This is a genomic window from Fontimonas sp. FW305-C-3, from assembly GCF_058783185.1.
In genome coordinates this window covers 609604-630611 of record NZ_JBYSYK010000002.1, presented here as the reverse complement: position 1 = coordinate 630611, position 21008 = coordinate 609604, and the positions used below count along the sequence as shown (strand labels likewise).

The 21008-nt window shown below is 65.2% G+C and carries 20 protein-coding genes; 10 read left to right on the top strand and 10 right to left on the bottom strand.

The genetic code is table 11. The features are described 5' to 3' along the window. The first annotated feature begins 89 nt into the window (after window positions 1-89). The gene (locus AC3WUF_RS09105) at window positions 90-656 is read left to right on the top strand and encodes an acyl-CoA thioesterase (protein ID WP_492424678.1); all 567 of its coding nucleotides are present in this window, start codon (window positions 90-92) and stop codon (window positions 654-656) included. On the opposite strand, the gene AC3WUF_RS09100 is transcribed toward AC3WUF_RS09105, so the two are convergent. From AC3WUF_RS09100 to AC3WUF_RS09085, 4 genes are all read right to left on the bottom strand, one after another. Beyond that, complete coding sequence (locus tag AC3WUF_RS09100; RefSeq protein ID WP_492424676.1) at window positions 653-1303, bottom strand: TetR/AcrR family transcriptional regulator; 651 nt, start codon at window positions 1301-1303, stop codon at window positions 653-655. The two genes, AC3WUF_RS09105 and AC3WUF_RS09100, sit on opposite strands and share 4 nt — an antisense overlap. A gap of 10 nt (window positions 1304-1313) precedes the next feature. Continuing rightward, complete coding sequence (locus tag AC3WUF_RS09095) at window positions 1314-2087, bottom strand: enoyl-CoA hydratase (RefSeq protein WP_492424674.1); 774 nt, start codon at window positions 2085-2087, stop codon at window positions 1314-1316. Window positions 2088-2192: 105 nt separating this feature from the next. Then, on the bottom strand, window positions 2193-4022 hold the full coding sequence (gene ilvB / locus AC3WUF_RS09090) for a biosynthetic-type acetolactate synthase large subunit (RefSeq protein ID WP_492424672.1): 1830 nt from the start codon (window positions 4020-4022) through the stop codon (window positions 2193-2195). A 128-nt stretch (window positions 4023-4150) separates the two neighbouring features. Further along, window positions 4151-4876 carry a hypothetical protein gene (locus AC3WUF_RS09085; RefSeq protein WP_492424670.1) on the bottom strand — a complete coding sequence of 242 codons (726 nt, stop codon included), beginning with the start codon at window positions 4874-4876 and terminating at the stop codon, window positions 4151-4153. A gap of 208 nt (window positions 4877-5084) precedes the next feature. On the opposite strand from AC3WUF_RS09085, the gene ilvN reads away from it, so the two are divergent. The 4 genes from ilvN to leuA all read left to right on the top strand — a co-directional run bounded on the left by ilvN (window position 5085) and on the right by leuA (window position 9525). Continuing rightward, complete coding sequence (gene ilvN, locus AC3WUF_RS09080; RefSeq protein WP_492424668.1) at window positions 5085-5594, top strand: acetolactate synthase small subunit; 510 nt, start codon at window positions 5085-5087, stop codon at window positions 5592-5594. A gap of 64 nt (window positions 5595-5658) precedes the next feature. Further along, a complete protein-coding gene (gene ilvC, locus AC3WUF_RS09075; RefSeq protein ID WP_492425603.1) occupies window positions 5659-6675 on the top strand; it encodes a ketol-acid reductoisomerase in 1017 nt (338 codons plus the stop codon). Window positions 6676-6770: 95 nt separating this feature from the next. Next, complete coding sequence (gene pssA, locus AC3WUF_RS09070; protein WP_492424666.1) at window positions 6771-7574, top strand: CDP-diacylglycerol--serine O-phosphatidyltransferase; 804 nt, start codon at window positions 6771-6773, stop codon at window positions 7572-7574. 262 nt (window positions 7575-7836) lie between these two features. Further along, window positions 7837-9525 carry a 2-isopropylmalate synthase gene (gene leuA, locus AC3WUF_RS09065; RefSeq protein WP_492425602.1) on the top strand — a complete coding sequence of 563 codons (1689 nt, stop codon included), beginning with the start codon at window positions 7837-7839 and terminating at the stop codon, window positions 9523-9525. Between the two features lie 38 nt (window positions 9526-9563). Here the strand turns inward: leuA and AC3WUF_RS09060 are convergent, their stop codons facing one another. Together AC3WUF_RS09060 and AC3WUF_RS09055 are read right to left on the bottom strand one after the other, a co-directional pair. Next, on the bottom strand, window positions 9564-9890 hold the full coding sequence (locus AC3WUF_RS09060; protein WP_492424664.1) for a hypothetical protein: 327 nt from the start codon (window positions 9888-9890) through the stop codon (window positions 9564-9566). A gap of 43 nt (window positions 9891-9933) precedes the next feature. Further along, complete coding sequence (locus AC3WUF_RS09055) at window positions 9934-11235, bottom strand: ammonium transporter (protein WP_492424662.1); 1302 nt, start codon at window positions 11233-11235, stop codon at window positions 9934-9936. A 270-nt stretch (window positions 11236-11505) separates the two neighbouring features. On the opposite strand from AC3WUF_RS09055, the gene AC3WUF_RS09050 reads away from it, so the two are divergent. From AC3WUF_RS09050 to AC3WUF_RS09040, 3 genes are read left to right on the top strand one after another with little or no spacing between them, the layout of a single operon-like run. Beyond that, window positions 11506-12372 carry a uracil-DNA glycosylase gene (locus AC3WUF_RS09050; protein ID WP_492424660.1) on the top strand — a complete coding sequence of 289 codons (867 nt, stop codon included), beginning with the start codon at window positions 11506-11508 and terminating at the stop codon, window positions 12370-12372. Next, window positions 12369-12833: a ribosomal protein S18-alanine N-acetyltransferase gene (rimI, locus tag AC3WUF_RS09045; protein ID WP_492424658.1), complete on the top strand. Its 465-nt coding sequence runs from the start codon at window positions 12369-12371 to the stop codon at window positions 12831-12833. Before AC3WUF_RS09050 ends, rimI begins: the two co-directional genes overlap by 4 nt. A gap of 3 nt (window positions 12834-12836) precedes the next feature. Further along, complete coding sequence (locus AC3WUF_RS09040; protein ID WP_492424656.1) at window positions 12837-14081, top strand: MFS transporter; 1245 nt, start codon at window positions 12837-12839, stop codon at window positions 14079-14081. Here the strand turns inward: AC3WUF_RS09040 and AC3WUF_RS09035 are convergent. Then, entirely contained in the window at window positions 14070-14681 is a 612-nt protein-coding gene (locus AC3WUF_RS09035) for a lysophospholipid acyltransferase family protein (protein WP_492424655.1), read from the bottom strand. The two genes, AC3WUF_RS09040 and AC3WUF_RS09035, sit on opposite strands and share 12 nt — an antisense overlap. A 38-nt stretch (window positions 14682-14719) precedes the next feature. Here AC3WUF_RS09035 and AC3WUF_RS09030 point away from each other — a divergent pair, with 38 nt between their 5' ends. Beyond that, a complete protein-coding gene (locus AC3WUF_RS09030; RefSeq protein WP_492424653.1) occupies window positions 14720-15478 on the top strand; it encodes a tryptophan 2,3-dioxygenase in 759 nt (252 codons plus the stop codon). Here AC3WUF_RS09030 and AC3WUF_RS09025 read toward each other — a convergent pair. The 3 genes from AC3WUF_RS09025 to AC3WUF_RS09015 form a co-directional block, all read right to left on the bottom strand. Beyond that, entirely contained in the window at window positions 15473-17446 is a 1974-nt protein-coding gene (locus tag AC3WUF_RS09025) for a transglutaminase TgpA family protein (protein ID WP_492424651.1), read from the bottom strand. The two genes, AC3WUF_RS09030 and AC3WUF_RS09025, sit on opposite strands and share 6 nt — an antisense overlap. Next, a complete protein-coding gene (locus AC3WUF_RS09020; RefSeq protein WP_492424649.1) occupies window positions 17443-18360 on the bottom strand; it encodes a DUF58 domain-containing protein in 918 nt (305 codons plus the stop codon). Before AC3WUF_RS09020 ends, AC3WUF_RS09025 begins: the two co-directional genes overlap by 4 nt. A gap of 88 nt (window positions 18361-18448) precedes the next feature. Continuing rightward, window positions 18449-19360: an AAA family ATPase gene (locus tag AC3WUF_RS09015; protein WP_492424647.1), complete on the bottom strand. Its 912-nt coding sequence runs from the start codon at window positions 19358-19360 to the stop codon at window positions 18449-18451. 136 nt (window positions 19361-19496) lie between these two features. On the opposite strand from AC3WUF_RS09015, the gene AC3WUF_RS09010 reads away from it, so the two are divergent. Next, entirely contained in the window at window positions 19497-20987 is a 1491-nt protein-coding gene (locus AC3WUF_RS09010; RefSeq protein ID WP_492424645.1) for a DUF3336 domain-containing protein, read from the top strand. The last annotated feature ends 21 nt before the right edge of the window (window positions 20988-21008 follow it).

Sequence of the window (21008 nt, the reverse complement as noted above, 5' to 3'; positions counted from 1 at the left end):
GGCCGGCGGTAGGTCGGCCGCCTCGATCTCCTCACAAGCGCCCGGCTTTGCAGTATGTTGGCGTTCTCGACCGGCAGGATGTCAGCGCGATGAGCCCCACCGAAACCGCGGTTCCGTTCACCCACGTCGGCGACGATTCCGGCCGGACCCTGTCGATGACGGTGCTGATGACACCGGACATGGCGAACTTCTCCGGCAACGTGCACGGCGGCAGCCTGCTCAAGCTGGCCGATCAGGTGGCCTACGCCTGCGGCAGCCGTTACGCGGGAACCTATGTCGTGACCCTGTCGGTCGATCAGGTCATGTTCAAGCAGCCGATTCAGGTCGGCGACCTGGTGACGTTCTACGCCGCGGTCAACTACGTGGGTCGCACGTCGATGGAGGTTGGCATCAAGGTCACGGCCGAGAACATCCGCGACCGCATCGCCCGCCACACCAACACCTGTTATTTCACGATGGTGGCGATGGACGAACAGCGCAAGCCGGTGGAAGTGGCCCAGGTCGTGCCGCGCAACCGCGAGGAACGGCGCTGGTTCCGCGGCGCGGAGCTGCGTCGCGAGCTGCGCCGCGAAGTGCAGGCGCGGCAGAAGCTGGTGCTCGACATGGTCCTGCAGGAAGAGCAGGAGATTGCGAAGAAGCAGCCGGGCGGCTCCTAGCGCGCCGCGCCCTTGAGCAGGCGCGAGCCGAGGCGGATCAGCTTCGGCTGCTCGGTGATTTCCGGCAGGCCGCGCAGCAGCAACTGGGTGACGAAGGCCGCGGTCTCTTCGACGTTGCGCTTGGGCTGCTGGGCGACGAGGCGGGTCAGCTCGTAGCCGGCACCGAAGGACACCGCCGTCAGCACTTCAACATCGAGTTCCGGCACCAGTCCGCGGCTGATCGCGTCCTGCAGGTCGGTCTGCAGCGACTGCATCAGCAGGCCGAACAGGTTGTCGTTGTAGAACGAGCGCACCACGGCTTCGTTGCGGAACATCAGCTCGAAGAAGTCCGGATCGGCGCGCGCTTCGAGCATTGCACCGAGATACGACTGGTAGAAGAACGAGCGGATATCGGTCGCCTGCGCGCGCGCCTGATGCACGCGTTCCTGCAGCGTGCCGAGGCGACACTCGACCAGCGCGCGGAAGACCGATTCCTTGTCCGGGAAGTAGTTGTAGAAGGTGCCGGCAGCGAGGCCGGACAGGCGAATCACATCGCGGATCGTGACGCTGTCGTAGCCCTGGTCGAGGAAGCAGCGCCGCGCAGCCTCGAGGATCGCTGCGCGATTGGCTTCCTTGTTGCGTTCCCGCTTGCCCGGTGCCTTGATCATTCCGCGCAGCTTATTGGAAGCGCGAGAAATCCGGCTTGCGCTTCTCGACGAAGGCCGACATGGCTTCCTTGGCTTCCGGCTGGTCCAGCATCGGGCCGAAGTGGTTGGCTTCGATGTCGATCACCTCGTCGAGGAAATCCTTGCGCCAGCGCTTGAGCAGCGCCTTGGAGGTGCGCATCGACGTCGGCGGCTGCGCGGCGAGCTTCTGCGCCTGCTTGAGCGCATGCGCTTCGAGTTCAGCTTCCGGAATCACCGCGTTGATCAGGCGCGCGTCGAGCGCGCGTTCGGCGGTGAACGGCTCGCCGAGCAGCAGCAGCTCGGCCGCCTGCACGTGGCCGATCGCGCGCGGCAGCAGATAGGTCGACGCGAACTCCGGGCAGATGCCGATGTTGACGAACGGGAACTGGAAGCGCGCCGACGGCGCGGCATACGCCAGGTCGGCGTGCGCCAGCAGCGTGGCGCCGACGCCGATCGCGGGGCCTGCGACGGCGACGACGATCGGCTTCACGCAGGCGGCCATGCCGTGCATGAAGCGCAGCACCGGCGCTTCCTTGTCGAAACGCGGCGACTTCAGGAAGTCGACGATGTCGTTGCCGGCGCAGAACACGCCGTCGGTGCCGTGCAGCAGCACGCTGCGCACGGCCGGATTGCGGTCGGCTTCGGCGAAGGCTTCTGCGAGGTCGACGTACATCGCCTGCAGCAGCGCGTTCTTCTTGTCGGCGCGGTTGAGGCGGATGCGCATCACGCCGTCGGCAATCTCGGTGGCAACCAGTTCGCTGCTCATTGCGGAAATCCGGAAAGGGAAAGTTGGGCGGCCAATTCTAGCGATTCGGCTGCAGGGTGCATCGACCTGCCACAGGCTCGGCGCCTGCGGCAGGTCGGGCGTTCATCAGAACATCTGCGTCGAGTTCGGGTCGACCTTGACCGGCACCACCGGGTTGCGCGAGGCAATCCAGTCGCCGGTGATCATCTGCTCGTAGGTCATGCCCGGACCGACCATCGGGTAGACCGAGGCCATCGGGTCGATGATCACTTCAAGGAACGCGGGACCCTTGAACTCGATGAATTCCTTGATGACCGTCGCCAGCTCTTCCTTCTTCGACACGCGGCGCGCGAAGCGATAGCCATCAGCCTCGGCAGCCTTGACGAAGTCCTTCTGGTGCAAGCTCTTGTCGGAGCCGGCGTAGCGCGAGTCGAAGAACAGGCGCTGCCACTGCTTGACCATGCCGTCGCCGAAGTTGTTCAGCACGACGACCTTGACCGGCAGGTTGTAGGTCGTGACGGTCTCCAGCTCGCCGAAGTTCATGCGGATGCTGGCGTCGCCGTCGATGTCGATGACGATCTTGCCGGGATGCGCGAACTGCGCGCCGATCGCCGCCGGCAGGCCGAAGCCCATCGTGCCCATCGAACCCGAGGTCAGCCACAGGCGCGGCTGCTTGAAGTCGAAGTACTGCGCCGCCCACATCTGGTGCTGGCCGACGCCGGTCGCGACGACGGCTTCGCCCTTGGTGAGCTTGTTGATCTCTTCGATGACCGCATGCGGCTGGATGTAGGTGCCGCCACGCTCGTAGTTCATCGCATGCTTGCTGCGCAGCGCGGCGATGTGCGCGTGCCACTCGTTGTAGTCAGGCTTGAAGCCGCTGGCCTTGGCGTGGTCGTGCAGCGCCTTGAGCGTCGGCACCAGCTCACCGACGTGATGCCACTGCACGCGCTTGACCTTGTTGATCTCGGACGGGTCGATGTCGAGGTGCGCGATCCACTTCGCATTGCGTGCGAACTTGGCCGGCACGCCGGCGACGCGGTCGTCGAAGCGCGCGCCGACCGCGATCAGGAAATCGCAGTCGTCGGTCGCGTAGTTCGCGAACGCGGTGCCGTGCATGCCGAGCATCTGCAGGCACAGCGGATCGGTCGTGTCGGCGGCGCCGATGCCCATCAGCGTCGTCGTCACCGGGATGCCGTAGGCCGCGGCGAACTCGCGCAGCGCCGCCGAGGCTTCGCCGTGAATCACGCCGCCGCCGGCATAGATCAGCGGGCGCTTGGCCTGGCCGAGGATGTCCTGGAAGCGCGCGAGGCTCTCGGCGCCGATGCGGTTGTTCTGCACCGCCTTGACGCGCGCGCGGAAGCCCGGGATCGGCAGCACGCCTTCGCCGCGGAAGGCGCCGGTCCAGTTCTGCACGTCCTTCGGGATGTCGACGACGACCGGGCCGGGGCGGCCGGTGCGGGCGATCTCGAAGGCGGTGCGCACGGTCGCTTCGAGCTGCGTGGCGTCGGTGACGAGGAACACGTGCTTGGCGGCCGCGCCCATGATCGAGCTGATCGGCGCTTCCTGGAACGCGTCGGAGCCGACCGCCGAGGTCGGCACCTGGCCGCAGATCACGACCATCGGAATCGAGTCGGACATGCAGTCGCGCACCGGCGTGACGGTGTTCGTCGCGCCCGGGCCGCTGGTGACCATGCAGACGCCGACCTTGCCGGACGCGCGGGCGTAACCGGCGGCCATGAAGCCGGCGGACTGCTCGTTGGCCGGCACGATCAGCGGCATGCGCTCATTGTTTGCCGCGTTGTAGCGGAAGATCGCGTCGTAGGTCGGCAGGATCGCGCCGCCCGAATAGCCGAATACGACGTCCGCGCCCTCGTCGGCCAGAATCTGGACGACCATTTCCGCGCCCGTCAGGGACTGGCCGGAAAGGGGGTGAGCGGAGGTTTTGGCGGCGGTCATGGCGAACTACATCAAAGCTTTTAGGGGGCGCGATGTTAGCCCGATTCCGCAGTGCGGCAAAGCGCCGCCGCGCCGCGTATGGATGTTCGAGCGGCCGGGGCGGGTGGGCAGGTGCATCACCAACCGCATCACCAAGCGCTGTACGTGGCCGTCTTGATCAGATCGCCGACGATGGCGCTGCTGTCGCCGGGAACGCCGGCGACAATGCAGGTGCGCAAGCCGGTTTCTTCGACGATCTCGATTTGATCGACCGGTCCCTGCAGCCAGCGCAGCCAGCCGCGGCGTAAGCGGCTGACGCGGATCAGGGCGATCTCCGTCAGCCATAGGCTCCAGATCGGCACTGCGGGCCGGCTCGGGTAGGCGGGCACCAGCAGCAGACGCCGGCTGGTCCACACCAGCAGGGCGTTGATCCAGCCGTGGCCGCGACCGTCCGGGTTGAAGCAGGGCGCGTAAACGGCGCCGATGACCCGCTCGTCGCTGTCCAGCAGGCTTGCCAGACCGGGCGTCCATAACTGCAAGTGGCGGGCGGCGCACGCCCGGTTGGAGCGCTGGAACTTCGGCACCAGGGGCAGAATGCGGATCAGCGCGACCAGGCTGGCGAACAGCACGCCGAAGACCAGGGGCCAGAACAGGGCGGCGGCCAGCGGGTTGGCGGGCAGATGATGTCCGGCGCGCCAGGCCAGCAAGGCGACGAGGAGGGCGATCATGGCGAACAGGCCAAGGCCGGTGATCCAGAGTTGTCGTTCGGAGGCGGTGATCGCCGGTGTTGTTTCGGCGCCGGCGTCCGGATTGCCGAGGACAGCAACGCCCGTGCGCATCGGCGGGGCCATTGGCCCGGCAGTTTTGCCCTTCATCGGAAATCCTTCCCTTGTCCGGCCCGCACCATCGTGGGTGGGGCTCTGAATGTGATCCGATGATAATTCAGCGGCGTCCGGCTCACCCGGAGCGAGGCCCGAACGGGTCCCGGACGAGTCCTGGAAGTAGGTCTTAATCATTGATTTTGCGGCGCAGCAAAGCCATCATGCGCGCCCCTGAAGGTTTCTACCCAGTCGCTGCGCGTCCATGCGTCACATCATTTCGATCCTGCTGCAGAACGAAGCCGGTGCCCTGGCCCGCGTGGCTGGCATGTTTTCCTCGCGTGGCTACAACATCGATTCGCTGTCGGTCGCGCCGACGCTCGACCCGGCGGTATCGCGCCTGACCCTGGTCACCAACGGGTCGGACGACGTGATCGAACAGATCATCAAGCAGACCCGCAAGCTGATCGATGTCGTCGAGATCGCCGACCTGTCGAGCGCCGACCACATCGAGTCCGAACTGGTCATCGTCAAGGTCGATCTGCCGCCGCAGCAGGCCAATGCCTTCATCCGCTGCGTCCGCGACCATCACGCGATGGCGCTCGACGGCACCGACAACACGCGCACCGTGCAGCTCGCCGGCAACGCGGCGCAGATCGAGGCCTTCGTCGCCGCGCTGTCGAAGTTCTCGACCGTGCTCGAACTGGTGCGCAGCGGCGTCGCCGCGGTGGCCATCGGCCACCAGGTCGTGACGGCCGGCGCCGAACCCCTTTAAACGCAGTACCCGCAAGCACCCGCACTGTTCGGGGCCACAAGCAAGACTGGAGTTTTCCGTGAGCATTAACGTTTACTACGACAAAGACGCCGACCTTTCGATCATCCAGTCGAAGAAGGTTGCCATCGTTGGCTACGGTTCGCAGGGCCATGCCCATGCGCTAAACCTCAAGGACAGCGGCGTTGATGTCGTCGTAGCGCTGCGCCCGGGTTCGGCCACCGCGAAGAAGGTCGAGGCCGGCGGCCTCAAGGTCAAGAGCGTGCCGGATGCCTGCGCCTGGGCCGACGTCGTCATGATCCTGACGCCGGACGAGTTCCAGTCCGAGCTGTACAAGAACGAGATCGAGCCGAACATCAAGAAGGGCGCGGCGCTGGCCTTCGCGCACGGCTTCGCGATCCACTTCAATCAGGTCGTGCCGCGCGCCGACCTCGACGTCATCATGATCGCGCCCAAGGCCCCGGGCCACACGGTGCGCAACGAATACACCAAGGGCGGCGGCATTCCCGACCTCATCGCGGTCTACCAGGACGCCAGCGGTTCGGCCAAGAAGGTCGCGCTGTCGTATGCGTCGGCGATCGGCGGTGGCCGTTCGGGCATCATCGAGACGACGTTCAAGGACGAGTGTGAAACCGACCTGTTCGGTGAGCAGGCCGTGCTGTGCGGCGGCGCCGTCGAGCTGGTTAAGGCCGGCTTCGAGACGCTGGTCGATGCCGGCTACGAGCCGGAAATGGCCTATTTCGAGTGCCTGCACGAGCTCAAGCTGATCGTCGACCTGATGTACGAAGGCGGCATCGCGACGATGAACTACTCGATCTCGAACAACGCTGAATATGGCGAGTACGTGACGGGCCCGAAGGTCATCAATGCCGAATCGCGCAAGGCGATGAAGCAGTGCCTGGAAGACATCCAGACCGGCAAGTACGCCAAGGCTTTCGTCTCCGAAGGCAAGACCGGCTATCCGGAAATGACCGCGATGCGCCGCCTCAACGCCGCGCACCCGATCGAAGTCGTCGGCGGCCAGTTGCGCGCGATGATGCCGTGGATCGGCAAGAACAAGCTGGTCGACAAGAGCAAGAACTAAGCGCTTGTTCATGATCATGAGGGCACCTTCGGGTGCCCTTATGTTTTTGGGGTCCGCTCAGTAAGATGGGCCACTCATTCGGCAAGACAGCGACGATGGATCAGATCAATCCGCCAAGGAAACGCCGCAAGGGCATCTACCTGCTGCCGAATCTGTTTACGACCGGCACGCTGTTCGGCGGGTTCTACTCGATTGTCATGTCAATGTCCGGACGCTTCGAGCCGGCGGTGTTCGGCATCCTCGTCGCGATGATCGCCGACGGGCTCGACGGCCGCATCGCGCGCCTGACCAACACCCAGAGCGACTTCGGCAAGGAATACGATTCGCTGTGCGACATGGTCGCCTTCGGCGTCGCGCCGGCGATCCTGGTCTACGCGTTCTCGCTGCACTATCTGGCCGATTACAAGTGGATCGGCGGCAAGCTCGGCTGGGTCATCGCGTTCACCTATACCGCCTGTGCGGCCATGCGTCTGGCGCGTTTCAACGTGCTCGCGGCGATTGCCAGCTCCAACAAGGATTTCTACGGCGTGCCGAGTCCGGGCGCGGCGGCGGTCGTGACGTTCTTCGTCTGGAGTTGCATCGACGACAGTCATTCGCTGTTCGCCTGGGTCTCCGGCCACGTACCGTTCAGCGGCGATCAGGTGCTCTGGCTCGCGGCGCCGCTGACCCTCGCGACGGCGCTGTCGATGGTGTCCAGTTTCCGCTACAACAGCTTCAAGAAGCTGAACCTGACCGGCCGCATGCGCTTCGTGTCGTTTGCGATGGTCGTCGGCGTGTTCGCGCTGCTGATGATCGATCCGCCGCGCATCATGTTCCTCGGCTTCCTCGCGTATGCGCTGTCGGGGCCGGCCGCGGTCATCTGGCGGCGCTTCCGGCCGGCGGCGGGCAAGGCCGCCTGAATCGGCGCTGGCCGAGGCATTGTCAGCAGCGCCGGACCTCGGCCATAATCGCCACATGCGTTCCTTCAGCAGCCATTCTCCTGTAGCAACTGCGGCCTCCAGCCGCGGTCTGCCGCTGCTGCTTAGCCTGCTCCTTCTGCCGTAAGGCAGACCATGAGCCGCGCCCGGCACGGGGCCAAAACCGTGACAAACCCAATCCAGTACACCGCTCCGCCAGGACGCGCGTCCGCGTAGCGCATCAGGCGAGGAAGACGCCATGACGATGTTGAAAGATCCCTTCAAGAAATACGCTTCATTCAAGCCGGTCCATCTGCGCGACCGCACCTGGCCGGATGCCGTGCTGACGACGGCGCCGATCTGGCTGTCGACCGATCTGCGCGACGGCAACCAGTCGTTGATCGAGCCGATGAACGCCGAGCGCAAGCTGCGCATGTTCCGCGAACTCGTGCGCATCGGTTTCAAGGAAATCGAAGTCGGTTTCCCGAGTGCCTCGCAGACCGAGTTCGATTTCCACCGCATGCTGATCGAGAAGGGCGAGATCCCTGACGACGTGACGATCCAGGTGCTGACGCCGGCGCGCGAGGCGCTGATCCGTCGCAGCTTCGAGGCGCTCAAGGGTGCCAAGCGCGCGATCGTGCATGTCTACAACGCGGTCGCGCCGGTCATGCGCAAGGTCGTGTTCAACATGAGCCAGGACGAGGTCGTCGAGCTGGCTGTGTCGCACATCAAGCTGGCGCGCGAGCTGGCGGCCCAGCAGCCGGAGACCGACTGGCGCTTCGAGTACTCGCCGGAAATGTTCTCCGGCACCGAGCTGGAATTTTCCAAGCGCGTCGTCGATGCGGTCGTCGAAGCCTCCGGTGCGACGAAAGAGCGCCCGATCATCATCAACCTGCCGTCGACGGTCGAGCATTCGACGCCGAACATCTTTGCCGACATGGTCGAGTGGATGCATCGCAATCTCGCCAAGCGCGAGGCGATCATCATGTCGATCCATCCGCACAACGACCGCGGCACCGGCATCGCCGCCGGCGAATTTGCGCTGATGGCGGGCGCGGATCGCATCGAAGGCTGCCTGTTTGGCAACGGTGAGCGCACCGGCAATTTCGATGTCGTCAATCTGGCGCTGAACCTCTACACGCAGGGCGTCGATCCGGGCCTGGACTTCTCCGACATCGACGCGGTGCGTCGCACGGTCGAGTACTGCAACCAGATCCCGGTGCATCCGCGCCATCCGTATGTCGGCGACCTGGTATTCACCTCGTTCTCCGGCTCGCACCAGGATGCGATCAAGAAGGCGTTCTCGGCGCGCAAGGACGACGATGTCTGGGTCATGCCATACCTGCCGATCGATCCGAAGGATCTGGGCCGTTCGTACGAGGCGGTGATCCGCGTCAACTCGCAGTCCGGCAAGGGCGGCATCACGTATCTGCTCGAGGCCGAGTACGGCTATGCGCTGCCGCGCCGGCTGCAGATCGAGTTCAGCCAGGTCGTGCAGGCGGCGATGGATGAATCCGGCAAGGAGATGACCGCCGAGGACATCTGGCGCATCTTCGACGGCGAGTATCTGCAGGCGGCAGGTTCATACCGCTACGTATCGCATCATCTGGTCGAGGACTCGACGCAGCAGCGCGTCGAGCTGGCGACCGAGATCGAGATCGATGGCCGTGCGCAGAAGATCAAGGGTACCGGCAACGGTCCGATCGATGCGTTCATTTCGGCGATGTCGAAGGTGGTCGGGCAGACGATTGCGGTTGTCGACTATCACGAGCATTCGATGAGTGGCGGTGCCGATGCCGCCGCGGCGACCTACATCGAGCTGAAGCTGGGCGATGGCCGTGCGCTGCACGGTGTCGGGCGCGACGCGAATATCGTGACGGCGTCGCTGAAGGCAATCCTGTCGGGCGTCAATCGTGCCCTGGCGCAGACGGGCGAGCAGCGCCGCGTTGCCTGAAGTAGCCTAGTCCCCGCGGCTGCTGCCGCGGGGATTTTCTAACGCAGACCGCCGACGTAGTGGCGTTCGCTGCCGGGGTTCGCAGGTGTTTCGCCCTCGGCCTCGGAAGCGATCGCCGCCGCGGTGTAGTTGCCCGTGATCGATCCGGGAACTCGAGAGGCCTTCGCCGGCCTGGCGTCCATGAAGGTTTCGTAGCGCGCCGCCAGTGCAGCGGACTCGGGGTCCGCAGCGGTTGCGATGCGCAGAATTTCGCGCTCGTAGACCTCGTTCTGCATCATCCAGGCCACATCAATGACGCGGCCAGGATTGCGTTTAAGGCGCAGGTAGAGTTGCGTGCCGATCGCAAATTTGTCCGGATTGTTCATGGCATGTGCTCCCATGGTCTCAGGCCCCAGTGATTAACAATGGTCAGTTGATCTGTTCGCTGTGCAGGGCCAGATCAAGACCCAGATGCTCATCCTCGTGCTCAACCCTGAGGCCCATGATGAAGTTGATGACGGCGAGAATGATGAAGGAGACGACGCCGCTGTAGATCAGCGTGCCGAAGGCGCCGATCGCCTGCGTGGCGACATTGCCCGTGACGCCGCCGATGTCCTTGTCGGCGAACAGGCCGGTCAGCAGAGCGCCGAGCAGTCCGCCGATGCCGTGGATGCCGAAGACATCGAGCGAGTCGTCGGCGCGCAGCAGGCGCTTGAGGCCGGTCGCACCCCAGAAGCAGCCGGCGCCGGCAGCCACACCGATGATCAGTGCGCCCGGTACGCCGACGAAGCCGGAGGCCGGCGTGATTGCGACAAGTCCGGCGACCGCGCCCGATGCGGCGCCGAGCAGGGTGACGCGTTCGCGCGTCATCCATTCCATGAACATCCAGACCAGCGTGGCGACGGCGGCGGCGATCTGCGTGACCAGCATCGCCATGCCGGCGCGACCGTCGGCGGCGACTGCCGAGCCGGCGTTGAAGCCGAACCAGCCGACCCACAGCAGCGACGCGCCGATCAGCGTGTAGACGAGGTTGTGCGGCAGGAAGGGCTGGCGGCCGTAGCCGTCGCGCGGGCCGAGCATCCAGGCGCACACCAGACCGGCGGCGCCGGCGTTGATGTGGACCACGGTGCCGCCGGCGAAATCCAGCGCACCCATGCTGGCGAGCCAGCCGCCCGGTTCCCAGACCCAGTGGGCGACCGGCACGTAGACCAGGATCGACCACAGCATCATGAAGGCCATCATCGAGCCGAAGCGCATGCGTTCGGCGAAGGCGCCGGTGATCAGCGCCGGGGTGATGATCGCGAAGGTCAGCTGGAACATCACGAAGACCGGTTCCGGAATTGTCGGCGCGATATGGCTGACGGTGACTTCGCTGGTTTCCTTGAAATAGCCCATGCCGTTCAGCAGCAGGCGGTCGACGCCGCCGATCCATTCGTTGCCGGGCGTAAACGCCAGGCTGTAGCCGAGCAGCACCCATAGCACCGTGATCAGGCTGCAGATCGCGAAGCTTTGCAGCGCGGTGGCGAGCACATTCTTCTTGCGCACCATGCCGGCGTAGAACAGCGCGAGGCCGGGGATGGTCATCAGCAGCACCAGCGCGGTCGAGGTCATCATCCAGGCGGTGTCGCCAGAGCTGATCGCATCGAAGCCGGTCAGGAACGGGCCTGAAGCCGCGTTGGCCGGCGTGCCGAGGCACAGCAGGGCAAGTGCCGTAAATAGTCGGGAACTCATCGGGGTGGGTTGGCGCACGTCCTTGTGCCAAATCACAAATGATGCTTTCACGATAATTCCTTGTATGCTCCGGCGGCCGCCGTTGGACGCCGTGATGCCGATTGATGTGCAATTTAGGTGCCAAACCCGATTGACATTGGTTTCATTGGATTTTTTTGCACGGCGGCGAAGCGAAGCGGTCAATATGGTGCAGCGCAGCGGGTCGGCCATCGAATAAGATGCCGGTCCTTATCAACGACCCAGTGAGCCCGGTTTCGGAACACCCCGATCATGGATGCGGCGCGACGCAAGCGATATCTGAAACGACTGGGCATCGAAGCCTGGGAGCCGCGTGCGGCTGCCGGCGCAGCCGCTGCCGAGACCGTTGCCGCGCCCCTCGGTATTGCTGAGCCCGCCCCCCGTCGCAAAGCCGTGCCGGCGCCGTCCGCGCCCACGGCGGCCGCCATCGCCAGCCCGGCAGTGCCGACCGCCGACAGGCCCAAAACAGCACCCGCGGCACCCAAGGCTCCGGCGGAGCGTGCCGTCGAGCCGGCCGCACGACCGGTATTGGCCGAAGTCCCGAGCGACTGGACCGGCTTGCGCGCGGTCGTCAAGGATTGCCAGGCCTGCAAGCTCTGCGAGACGCGGACCCAGACCGTGTTCGGTATCGGCAGCGAGCAATCGCCGCTGATGATCGTCGGTGAAGGCCCGGGTGCGGACGAGGATGCGAGCGGCGAGCCTTTTGTCGGGCGCGCCGGCAAGCTGCTCGATGAAATGCTCAAGGCGATCGGCCGTTCGCGCACGCAGAACGATCCCGCGAAGGCGGTCTTCATCGCCAATGTCGTCAAGTGCCGCCCGCCCGGCAACCGCGATCCGCAGCCCGACGAAGTCGAAGCCTGCCGCCGCTACCTCGATCGCCAGATCGAACTGGTGCGGCCGAAACTGATCGTCGCGCTCGGCCGCATCGCCGCGCAGCGACTGCTCGAGACCGACGAGCCGCTCGCGCGCCTGCGCGGGCCGCTGCAGCAATACCAGCCGACAAAGACGCCGGTGCTCGTCACCTATCACCCGGCCTATCTGCTGCGCAGCCCGCGCGAGAAGGCGAAGAGCTGGGAAGATCTCAAGCAGGTCGATCGTCTGTTGCGGGCGCCTGCGTGAGCGCGCAGCCCGAAGCGCTGTGGCGCCTGCATGCGATGGACATGTCGCATCTGCAGCAGGTGCTGGCGATCGAGAATGCGGCGTACGAATTTCCCTGGACCGAATCCGTGATGGGCGACTGCCTGCGCGTCGGTTACAGCGCCTGGGTCGTCTGCGATGCGCGCGAACAGGTGCTCGCCTATGCCTTGATGAGCATGGCCGCCGGCGAGGCGCACATCCTCAACATCTGCGTGTCGCCGCAGCACCGGCGTCAGGGCCTCGCACAGTTCCTGCTCAAGCATCTGCTGATGATGGCGCGTGCCGGCAGCATCGATCAGATCTTCCTCGAAGTGCGTGTTTCCAACACCGCTGCGCAGCAGCTGTACTTCAATCACGGCTTCGTCAATATCGGCCTGCGTCGCGCTTACTATCCGGCGCGCGACGGTCGTGAAGATGCGCTCGTTCTCACCCTGCTGGCCTGATCAATGACCTCACCTCGGCGCACCCAGTGGTCCTGGGCGTTCTACGACTGGGCCAACTCCGCGTTCGCGACGACGGTGATGGCGGGCTTCTTCCCGCTGTTCTTCGCGCAGTACTGGGCTGGCGATCTGGCGCCCGGCGAGCGCACCTACTGGCTCGGCTGGGCGGGGTCGATCTCGAGCATCGTCGTGATGCTGATCGCGCCGCTGCTCGGCGGTATCGCCGATCGGCGCGGCTACAAGAAGCGTTTTCTGCTGGTCGCCACCTTGCTGGGTGCAATCTCGACAGCCGCGATGTTCCTGGTTGCCAAGGGCAACTGGTCGCTGGCGCTGATTCTCTTCACGCTCGCATCGATCGGTTTCTTCGCCGGCACCTCGTTCTACGACTCGCTGATCGTGTCGGTCGCCGGCCCCGAGGAAATGGATCGCGTGTCGGCGCGCGGGTATGGCCTCGGTTATCTCGGCGGCGGCCTGCTGTTCGCGCTGAACGTCTTCATGTTCCAGAGCCCGGCCAGATTCGGTCTCGCCGATGGCGCACAGGCGGTGCTGTGGTCGTTCCTGATGGTCGGCATCTGGTGGGTGCTGTTCGCGCTGCCGCTGTTCCGCTGGGTGCCCGAAATGCCGGGGCAGAGCAGCGGTGCCAGCGATTGGTCGGAACTGCGCGCGACCTTCTTTGAGGTGCTGCGCAACAAGCCGGTGTGGATGTTCCTGCTCGCGTACTGGCTGTACATCGACGGTGTCGACACCATCATCCGCATGGCGGTCGACTACGGCATCAAGCTCGGCTTCGAGCCCGGGGCGCTGATCAAGGCGCTGCTGCTCGTGCAGTTCATCGGTTTCCCGGCGGCGATCGCCTACGGCTGGCTCGCCGATCGCTTCGGCACCAAGACGATGCTCTACGTCGCGCTCGCGGCGTACATCGCCGTGACCTGCTGGGCCTACACGCTGCAGACCGAAACCCAGTTCTATCTGATGGCCGGGTCGATCGGTCTGGTGCAGGGCGGCGTGCAGTCGCTGTCGCGTTCGTACTACGCCAAGCTGATCCCGCCCGAGCGCGCCGGTCAGTTCTTCGGCTTCTACAACATGCTCGGCAAGTTTGCCGCCGTGTTCGGCCCGATCGCGGTCGGCTTCACGGCTGCGGCGTTCCCGGACAACCAGCGCCTGTCGATCCTCGCGCTGCTGCCGTTCTTCGTGATCGGTGCCTTGCTGCTGAGCCGCGTGCGCGATCCCGACGTCCGCTCAGTTCGCTGAGTCCGCTTCGGTCGCGAAATTCCGTGGGATCTTCGGCGTCGTGCCGCGATAGAACGCAAACACCGGTGCCATGTCGCGATCCCAATCGCCGCTGGGCTGGAACACACTATGGATGCCGACTTCCTTGCGCCGGTAGTCGATGTAGGCGACGGCGATCGGCACGCCGGCGCCGACCGCCATGTGATAGAACCCGCGCTTCCACGGCCAGCGCCGCGAGCGCGTGCCTTCCGGCGCCAGCGCCAGCATCAGGCTTGGCTGGGCATGAAAGGTGTCGATTGCCTGCTGCACCATGCCGCCCGGCGCGTCGCGGCGCACCGGATAGCCGCCTAGGCCGCGGAACAGCCAGCCCAGCGGGCCTTCGAACAGCGTGTGCTTGCCGAAATAGTTGATGCGGATCTGCACCGTCAGCGCCGCGGCCATGCCGTAGACGAAATCCCAGTTCGAGGTATGCGGCGCGAGGATCACGACGGCCTTCGACAGGTCCGCGATGCGCACGTTCACGCGCCAGCCGTTCAGATCGAGAATGCTGCGCCCCAGCCAGTGCAGGAAACGGTTATGCCAGCGCGGCACGCCGGCGCCGATGTCGATAATGTGGCTCATGCTCTAATCGTGTGAACGCTCCCCCTGGAAATCGCCGCATGGCCAAGCCGCTGACCTATGCCCGCTACCTGAAGATCGACGAACTGCTGCAGTTGCAGCAGCCGCTGTCAGCAGGTCCGGAGCACGACGAAACCCTGTTCATCATTATCCATCAGGTCTACGAGCTGTGGTTCAAGCAGCTGCTGCATGAACTCGAGGCGCTGCAGGTCGCGCTGCCGGCGGGCGACACTTCGCGTGTGCTGGCCGGCTTCAAGCGCATGCTGACGGTGCTCAAGACCCTTGTCGCGCAGGTCGACGTGCTGGAGACGATGACGCCGCTGTCCTTCAATGCGTTCCGCGCGCGGCTGGAGGCGGCGAGCGGCTTCCAGTCGGCACAATTCCGGGCCATCGAGTTTGCACTCGGCTACCGGCGCGAGACGGTGCTCGCTGCGCATCCGCCGGGCAGCGCCGGACGCGAATTGCTCGACCGCTGGCAGGCGCGGCCGGATCTGTTTGGTCTGTTGTTGAAGTATCTGCAGACTCAGGGGCGATCGATCGCGGATGCTGCCGGCGATGCCGCGGTGCAGGGCCTGCTGATCGAGGTCTACCGCGAGGGCGGGCTCGCCATGCAGGTCTGCGAGCGCTTTGTCGATCTCGACGAAGGTCTGCAGGAGTGGCGCTACCGGCACGTCAAGATGGTCGAGCGCACGATCGGCATCAAACCCGGCAGCGGTGGGTCGAGCGGTGCGGACTATCTGCGCGGCACTTTGTTCAAGCCGTTCTTTCCGGCGCTGTGGGCCATCCGTGCGCAGCTATGACGAGGCCTTCGATCCTTTGAATGCACGAATGGCCAGCGCCAGCGCCTTGTGCTGCGGGTGCCCGGCGCTGTCGATGTACCGCGCCTGCGCATACAGCTGGCTGATCGCGTTGATCTGTGCCGCCCACTCCGGCCGTGCAGCGGCGACGCGGCGGGCGTAGTCGAGCGGACCCTCATGCGGATGCTGCGGCAGGCCGTGGCGAGCGAGGCGGCGGGTCAGCCGCAACCATTCGCGCAGCAGCGGATCGCGACTGTGCGCCGGTGCGAACTTGCGCATCGTCAGCGCACCGAAGATCGCGAGCAAAGTGGTGATGCCGATCGTCAGCGCGAGGATCATCTCGCGCATCTCGGCGAGGCCGAAGCGCTTCAGCAACTGCTGCTGCAGCTCCGGGCCGTAGCCGAGCACCAGGCCGTTCCACTGGGCATTGACCCAGTCCCAGCGTGCTTCGAGGTAGTAGCGCAGCCGCGTGCGATCGCCCAGATAACCCGAGACGCCTTCGGCCGCATCGAGCGCGGCTTCGAGGTTCTGCTCGATGCGTTCGGGCGCGACGGCGGCCGTCGGATCCGCGCGCACCCAGCCTTCGTCGGCGAGCCAGACCTCGACCCAGGCATGCGCGTCCGACTGGCGCACGACGTAATAGTTGCCGATGTCGTTGAGCTGGCCGCCCTGGTAGCCGGTGACGACGCGCGTCGGAATGCCGGCGGCGCGCATCAGCGTGGCGAATGCGCTTGAGTAGTGCTCGCAGAAACCACGCCGCGTGTCGAACAGGAATTCGTCGACGCTGTCGCGCCCGAGTTTCGGCGGCTGCAGCGTGTAGATGTACTCCTGCTGATTGAACATGCGCAGAACGCTGCGGATCAGATCGCGATCGTCGGCGTGTTCGCCGCGCAGCTTCTGCGCCAGCGCCAGGGACCGCGGATTGAAAGTGCGCGGCAGCTGCAGATAGCGCTCCCGGCTTTTCTCGTCGAGCTGCGGTGTCAGCAGGTAACGGGTGTGCGAGCGCAGCGTGTAGCGCCGGCGCTCGGTGACGGGCTTGTTGGCGAGCAGCTGCGCGTCGCGTCCGAAGGCGGCGTCGGCCGGAATCGAGTCCGCTTCCGGCATGTCCAGTGCGAACAGCCAGTCCGAGCGCTGCGGTTCGAGCGTGATCTCGTACTCGATCGCTTCGTTGTCAAAGCGAACGTCGGGCGCCGGTGCGCGTGGCGAAGTCTCGCCGAAGCCGGCCTTCCAGGCGCGGCCGTCGAAGCGATCGAACACCGGGCCGCGCCAGTAACGGTATTGCGGCGCGGGGATCGGATCCGAGAACGAGACGCGGAAGGCGACTTCGCCCGAGGAGATCAGATTGGAGATGTCGCCCGGAGACATCTGATCGTCGAGCCCGCTGCGCGAGGCGCCGGCATCGGTCGGCAGGCCCCACAGCGGCCCCGGAATGCGTGGGAACAGGACGAACATCAGCAGCATCAGCGGCACGGCCTGCAGCGCCATCGTCCCGCCCTTGCGCAGGGTTTCGCGGATCGGCAGCGCGCCGCGGTGCTGGCATTCGATCAGCACCGTGGTGATCGCCAGCACGCAGATCATCAGGTAGGCCACCGTCCACAGTTCCTGCGAATACAGGAAGTGGGTAAGCAGCATGAAGTACATGAGAAACACGACGACCATGACGTCGCGCCGGCCCTTGAACTCCAGCAACTTGAGCGCGGCCATCAGGCACAGCATCGCGGTGCCGCCGGTCTGGCCCTTGATGCCGCCAAGGCTGGCGACGATGCCGACGACTGCCAGCCCGGTCAGTGTCAGCTTCAGCCAGGTCGGCGGCAGGCGCCACTGGCGGTGGGCGGCGACGCCGCGCCAGACCAGCAGCGCAACGATGAGTGCGGTTTCCCACAGCGGCAGGCGCACCGCATGCGGCGCCATGGCCAGCGCCAGGACGGCCAGCAGGCGCAGCAGACTCGTCAGTGGCAGGTATTCGTTCAAGCGTTTGGAATTTCGTACAGCGCGAGCGCCTTGAGGCAGTTGTAGCGATGCACCTCGCCGCGCGCCGGATCGATCTGCAGGCCGGGCAGGCGCAGGCCGTAAGCGCGCTGGGCGATTTCCGCATCGAGCACCCAGCGCGCCAGCTGCGACAGGCGGTCTTCGGTGTTGAGCTGCGTGAGCGCGGCCCAGTCGAGCCACAGTTCCTGATCCAGCGACTCGGCGAACTGCTTGACCATCGGCCGCTGCAGTTTCGGAAAGCTCTTCCAGTGGATCGAGCGTGGCGGATCGCCGCGGCGATAGCTGCGCAGGCCGGAGAACTCGTCCTGTCCGCTGCGATCGGTGCTGGCGACACCGCCGTGACCGGCGCTCGATGGCGGTGTGCCGACCAGGTCGATGGGCTTGGGGAACACCAGGCAATGCATGTCGAGTTCCGCCCAGGTCCATGCGTGAAACAGGCCGAGCGGGTAGTCGGTCGACAGACTGAATACACGCGCCTCGTGCCAGCCGCGGCGCTTGGTGGCGGTGCTGAGATGCAGCGGCGTGCTGCTCAGTGCGGCAACGTCGCCGGGGATCGCCAGCGCCTCTTCCTTCGGCCAGCTCAGCGCCAGCGAGTAACGGCCATTGGCGGCGCTGTTGTCGATCTGCACCTGGAAACGCGCAGGCTCACCGGCGAACACCGGCGGGCAGTCGCCGGCGCGCATCTGCAGGTTCGCCAGGTTGGCGTGGGTGTGATGCATGCAGATCAAGCCAAGACCGCTGAGCAGGAAAGTCAGCAGGAACGCCATGCTGTTCGAGTAGTTCATCGCGCCGAGCAGCATGACGAGCAGCATCACGGCGAACAGATAGCCGAAGCGCGTCGGCAGGATGTACACGCGGCCGCGACCGATCGTGATCGGTCCCGGCTGACGTTTCACGCGCGTCATAATCCATTGATCAATGCGGTCCTGCACAAAGCGCAACGGATGAAACAGGATCTTGAGCAGCAGCCACCAGCGCATGAGTTCAGGGAATCGCGACGTCGGCGAGGATGCGCGCCGCATCGATGACGGCGCCGTCGCGCTGTGTCGCGGCGACCAGACGATGATTGACGACCGCGGCGAACACCGCCTGCACGTCCTCCGGGACGACACCGCTGCGGCCTTCGAGCAGCGCCCAGGCCTGCGCCGCGCGGCGCAAGGCGAGACCGGCTCGCGGCGAGAGGCCCTGACTCAGGCCGGGCATGTCACGGGTGCGCTGGATCAGCGCCATCAGGTAGTCGATCAGCGCCGGCGAGGTGCGCACGCTCTGCACCTGCGCCTGCAGCGCGATGAGCTCGGTCGGCGTCATCGCCGGTGCAATCTCGAGCAGCAGATCGCGGCGTTCGCGTTCCTGCAGCAGCGCGCGCTCGGCTTGCGGCGGCGGATAGCCCATCGACATGCGCATCAGGAAGCGATCGAGCTGCGACTCCGGCAGCGGGAAGGTGCCGATCTGCTGCGCGGGATTCTGCGTCGCGATGACGAAGAACGGTTCCGGCAGGCTGCGCGTGCTGCCTTCGATCGTCACCTGGCGTTCTTCCATCGCCTCGAGCAAGGCCGACTGCGTCTTCGGGCTTGCACGGTTCACTTCGTCCGCTAGCACCAGTTGCGAGAAGATCGGGCCCGGATGAAAGCGGAAGCCGCCGTCGCGCGATTCGTAGACCGAGACGCCGAGGATGTCCGCCGGCAGCAGGTCCGACGTGAACTGCACGCGCTGCGCCTGCAGGCCGAGCACGCGCGCCAGCGCGAGCGCCAGCGTGGTCTTGCCGACGCCGGGAATGTCTTCGATCAGCAGATGGCCGCGGGCGAGTACGCAGGTCACCGCCAGCCGCAGCTGGTCGGGTTTGCCAAGGATGATGCGATCTAGGCTCTGCAAAGCCTGTTGCAGCGGCGAATTCATGTTACTGGCGCTCGTCGAAAGACCAATGGTAGGCCGCAGTGTATTGAAAGGAATGAAAATTGTCCGGCGGAGCTTGCAGCGGCGGCGCCCCGCACCGCACCATACGGGCCAGCACTGTGACTGTCGAGAAACTTGAGTGAATCGGACTGCGCGTGAATTGAGTCGCGAGATGGCTGCCGCCGTTGATTACAACGGTTGGCGCGAGGCGGCTGAAGCGCTCGACCGGTTCGAGGGGCGCGACGCCTGGGCGGCGGACGAACGCAGCGACGACTACGACTGGCGCCTGATCCGTGCGCGCCTGCGTCAGGTGCGCCAGTACCGTGAAGAAGGGCAGCTGTCCAAATTGGTGCATCACCTGCGTCAGGGCCTGCACTGGAATCTCGGCAACACCGGCAATCCGCTGCTGTACGGCAAGGCCCGGGTCGGCACCAAGAAGCTGATCCACGATTACATCCAGGAGATCGCGACGGCACTGATCTACGTGCTCGAGACCGATATCCCCGAGCTGCCGAAACCGGCCAAGCTGACCTTCTTTCGCAATCTGGTGCAGAGCTACGGCGAGTCCTCGTTGCTGCTCTCCGGCGGTGCGACGCTCGGCCTGTTCCATGTCGGCGTGGTCAAGGCGCTGTACCGCGAAGGCATCGTGCCCAAGGTGATGTCCGGCTCCAGCGCCGGTTCGGTGATCTGCGCGACCGTCGGTACGCGCGCGCCGGATGAGGTCGAAGCGCTGCTGGATCCCGATTCGGCCTATTACGATTTCTGGCGCATCCTGCCGTGGCGCGACATGCTGCGGAACCGCGCGATCATGGATCAGAACCAGCTGCGTCAGGCGATCGCCGCCAACGTGCCGGATATGACCTTCGAGGAGGCTTATCGCCGCTCGGGTCGCATCATCAACATCACCGTGTCGCCGGCCGGCGTCAACCAGCCGCCGCGACTGCTGAACTATCTGACGTTCCCGTATCTCTATCTGCGCGAGGCGGTGCTGGCCTCGTGCGCGGTGCCGATCCTGTTCCCGCCGGTCATGCTGATGACGCAGGACGAGCGCGGCGAGCGTGTGCCGTACATGCCGTTGCTGCGCTGGAACGACGGTTCGCTGAAGTCGGACCTGCCGATCCTGCGCATGCGGCGCCTGCACAACGTCAACCATTTCATCGTCAGCCAGACCAATCCGCATGTGCTGCCGTTCATGTCCAAGCGCGAGAAGGGCAGCGGCGGCCTGCTGCACACGGCGCGCAACTACGCGTACTCGACCGTCAGCGACCAGGCCAAGAGCCTGATGGGCCTGGCGCGCGACAATCTGCCGGACGGCTTTGCGCGCCGCAGCCTCGATGCCGCCTCGTCGATTCTCGATCAGGAGTATCGCGGCAACATCAACATCGTTCCGGACATCAGCGTCTGGCGGTATGCCAACGTGACGGCGAATCCGTCGATGGACGCGGTCAAGCGCTTCATGCTCGAAGGAGAACGCGCCAGCTGGCCGCGCATCGAGATGATCCGCAACCAGACGCTGATTTCGCAGACGCTGGAGCAGTGCATCCAGCGGCTCGAGCGACCGGGCAGCGCCATCGCCAAGGATGCGGCGCGCCGGCTGGAGCTCAAGGTCGTGCGCAAGGGGAGGTCCTGACGACGGCACCGTGACAGGCCA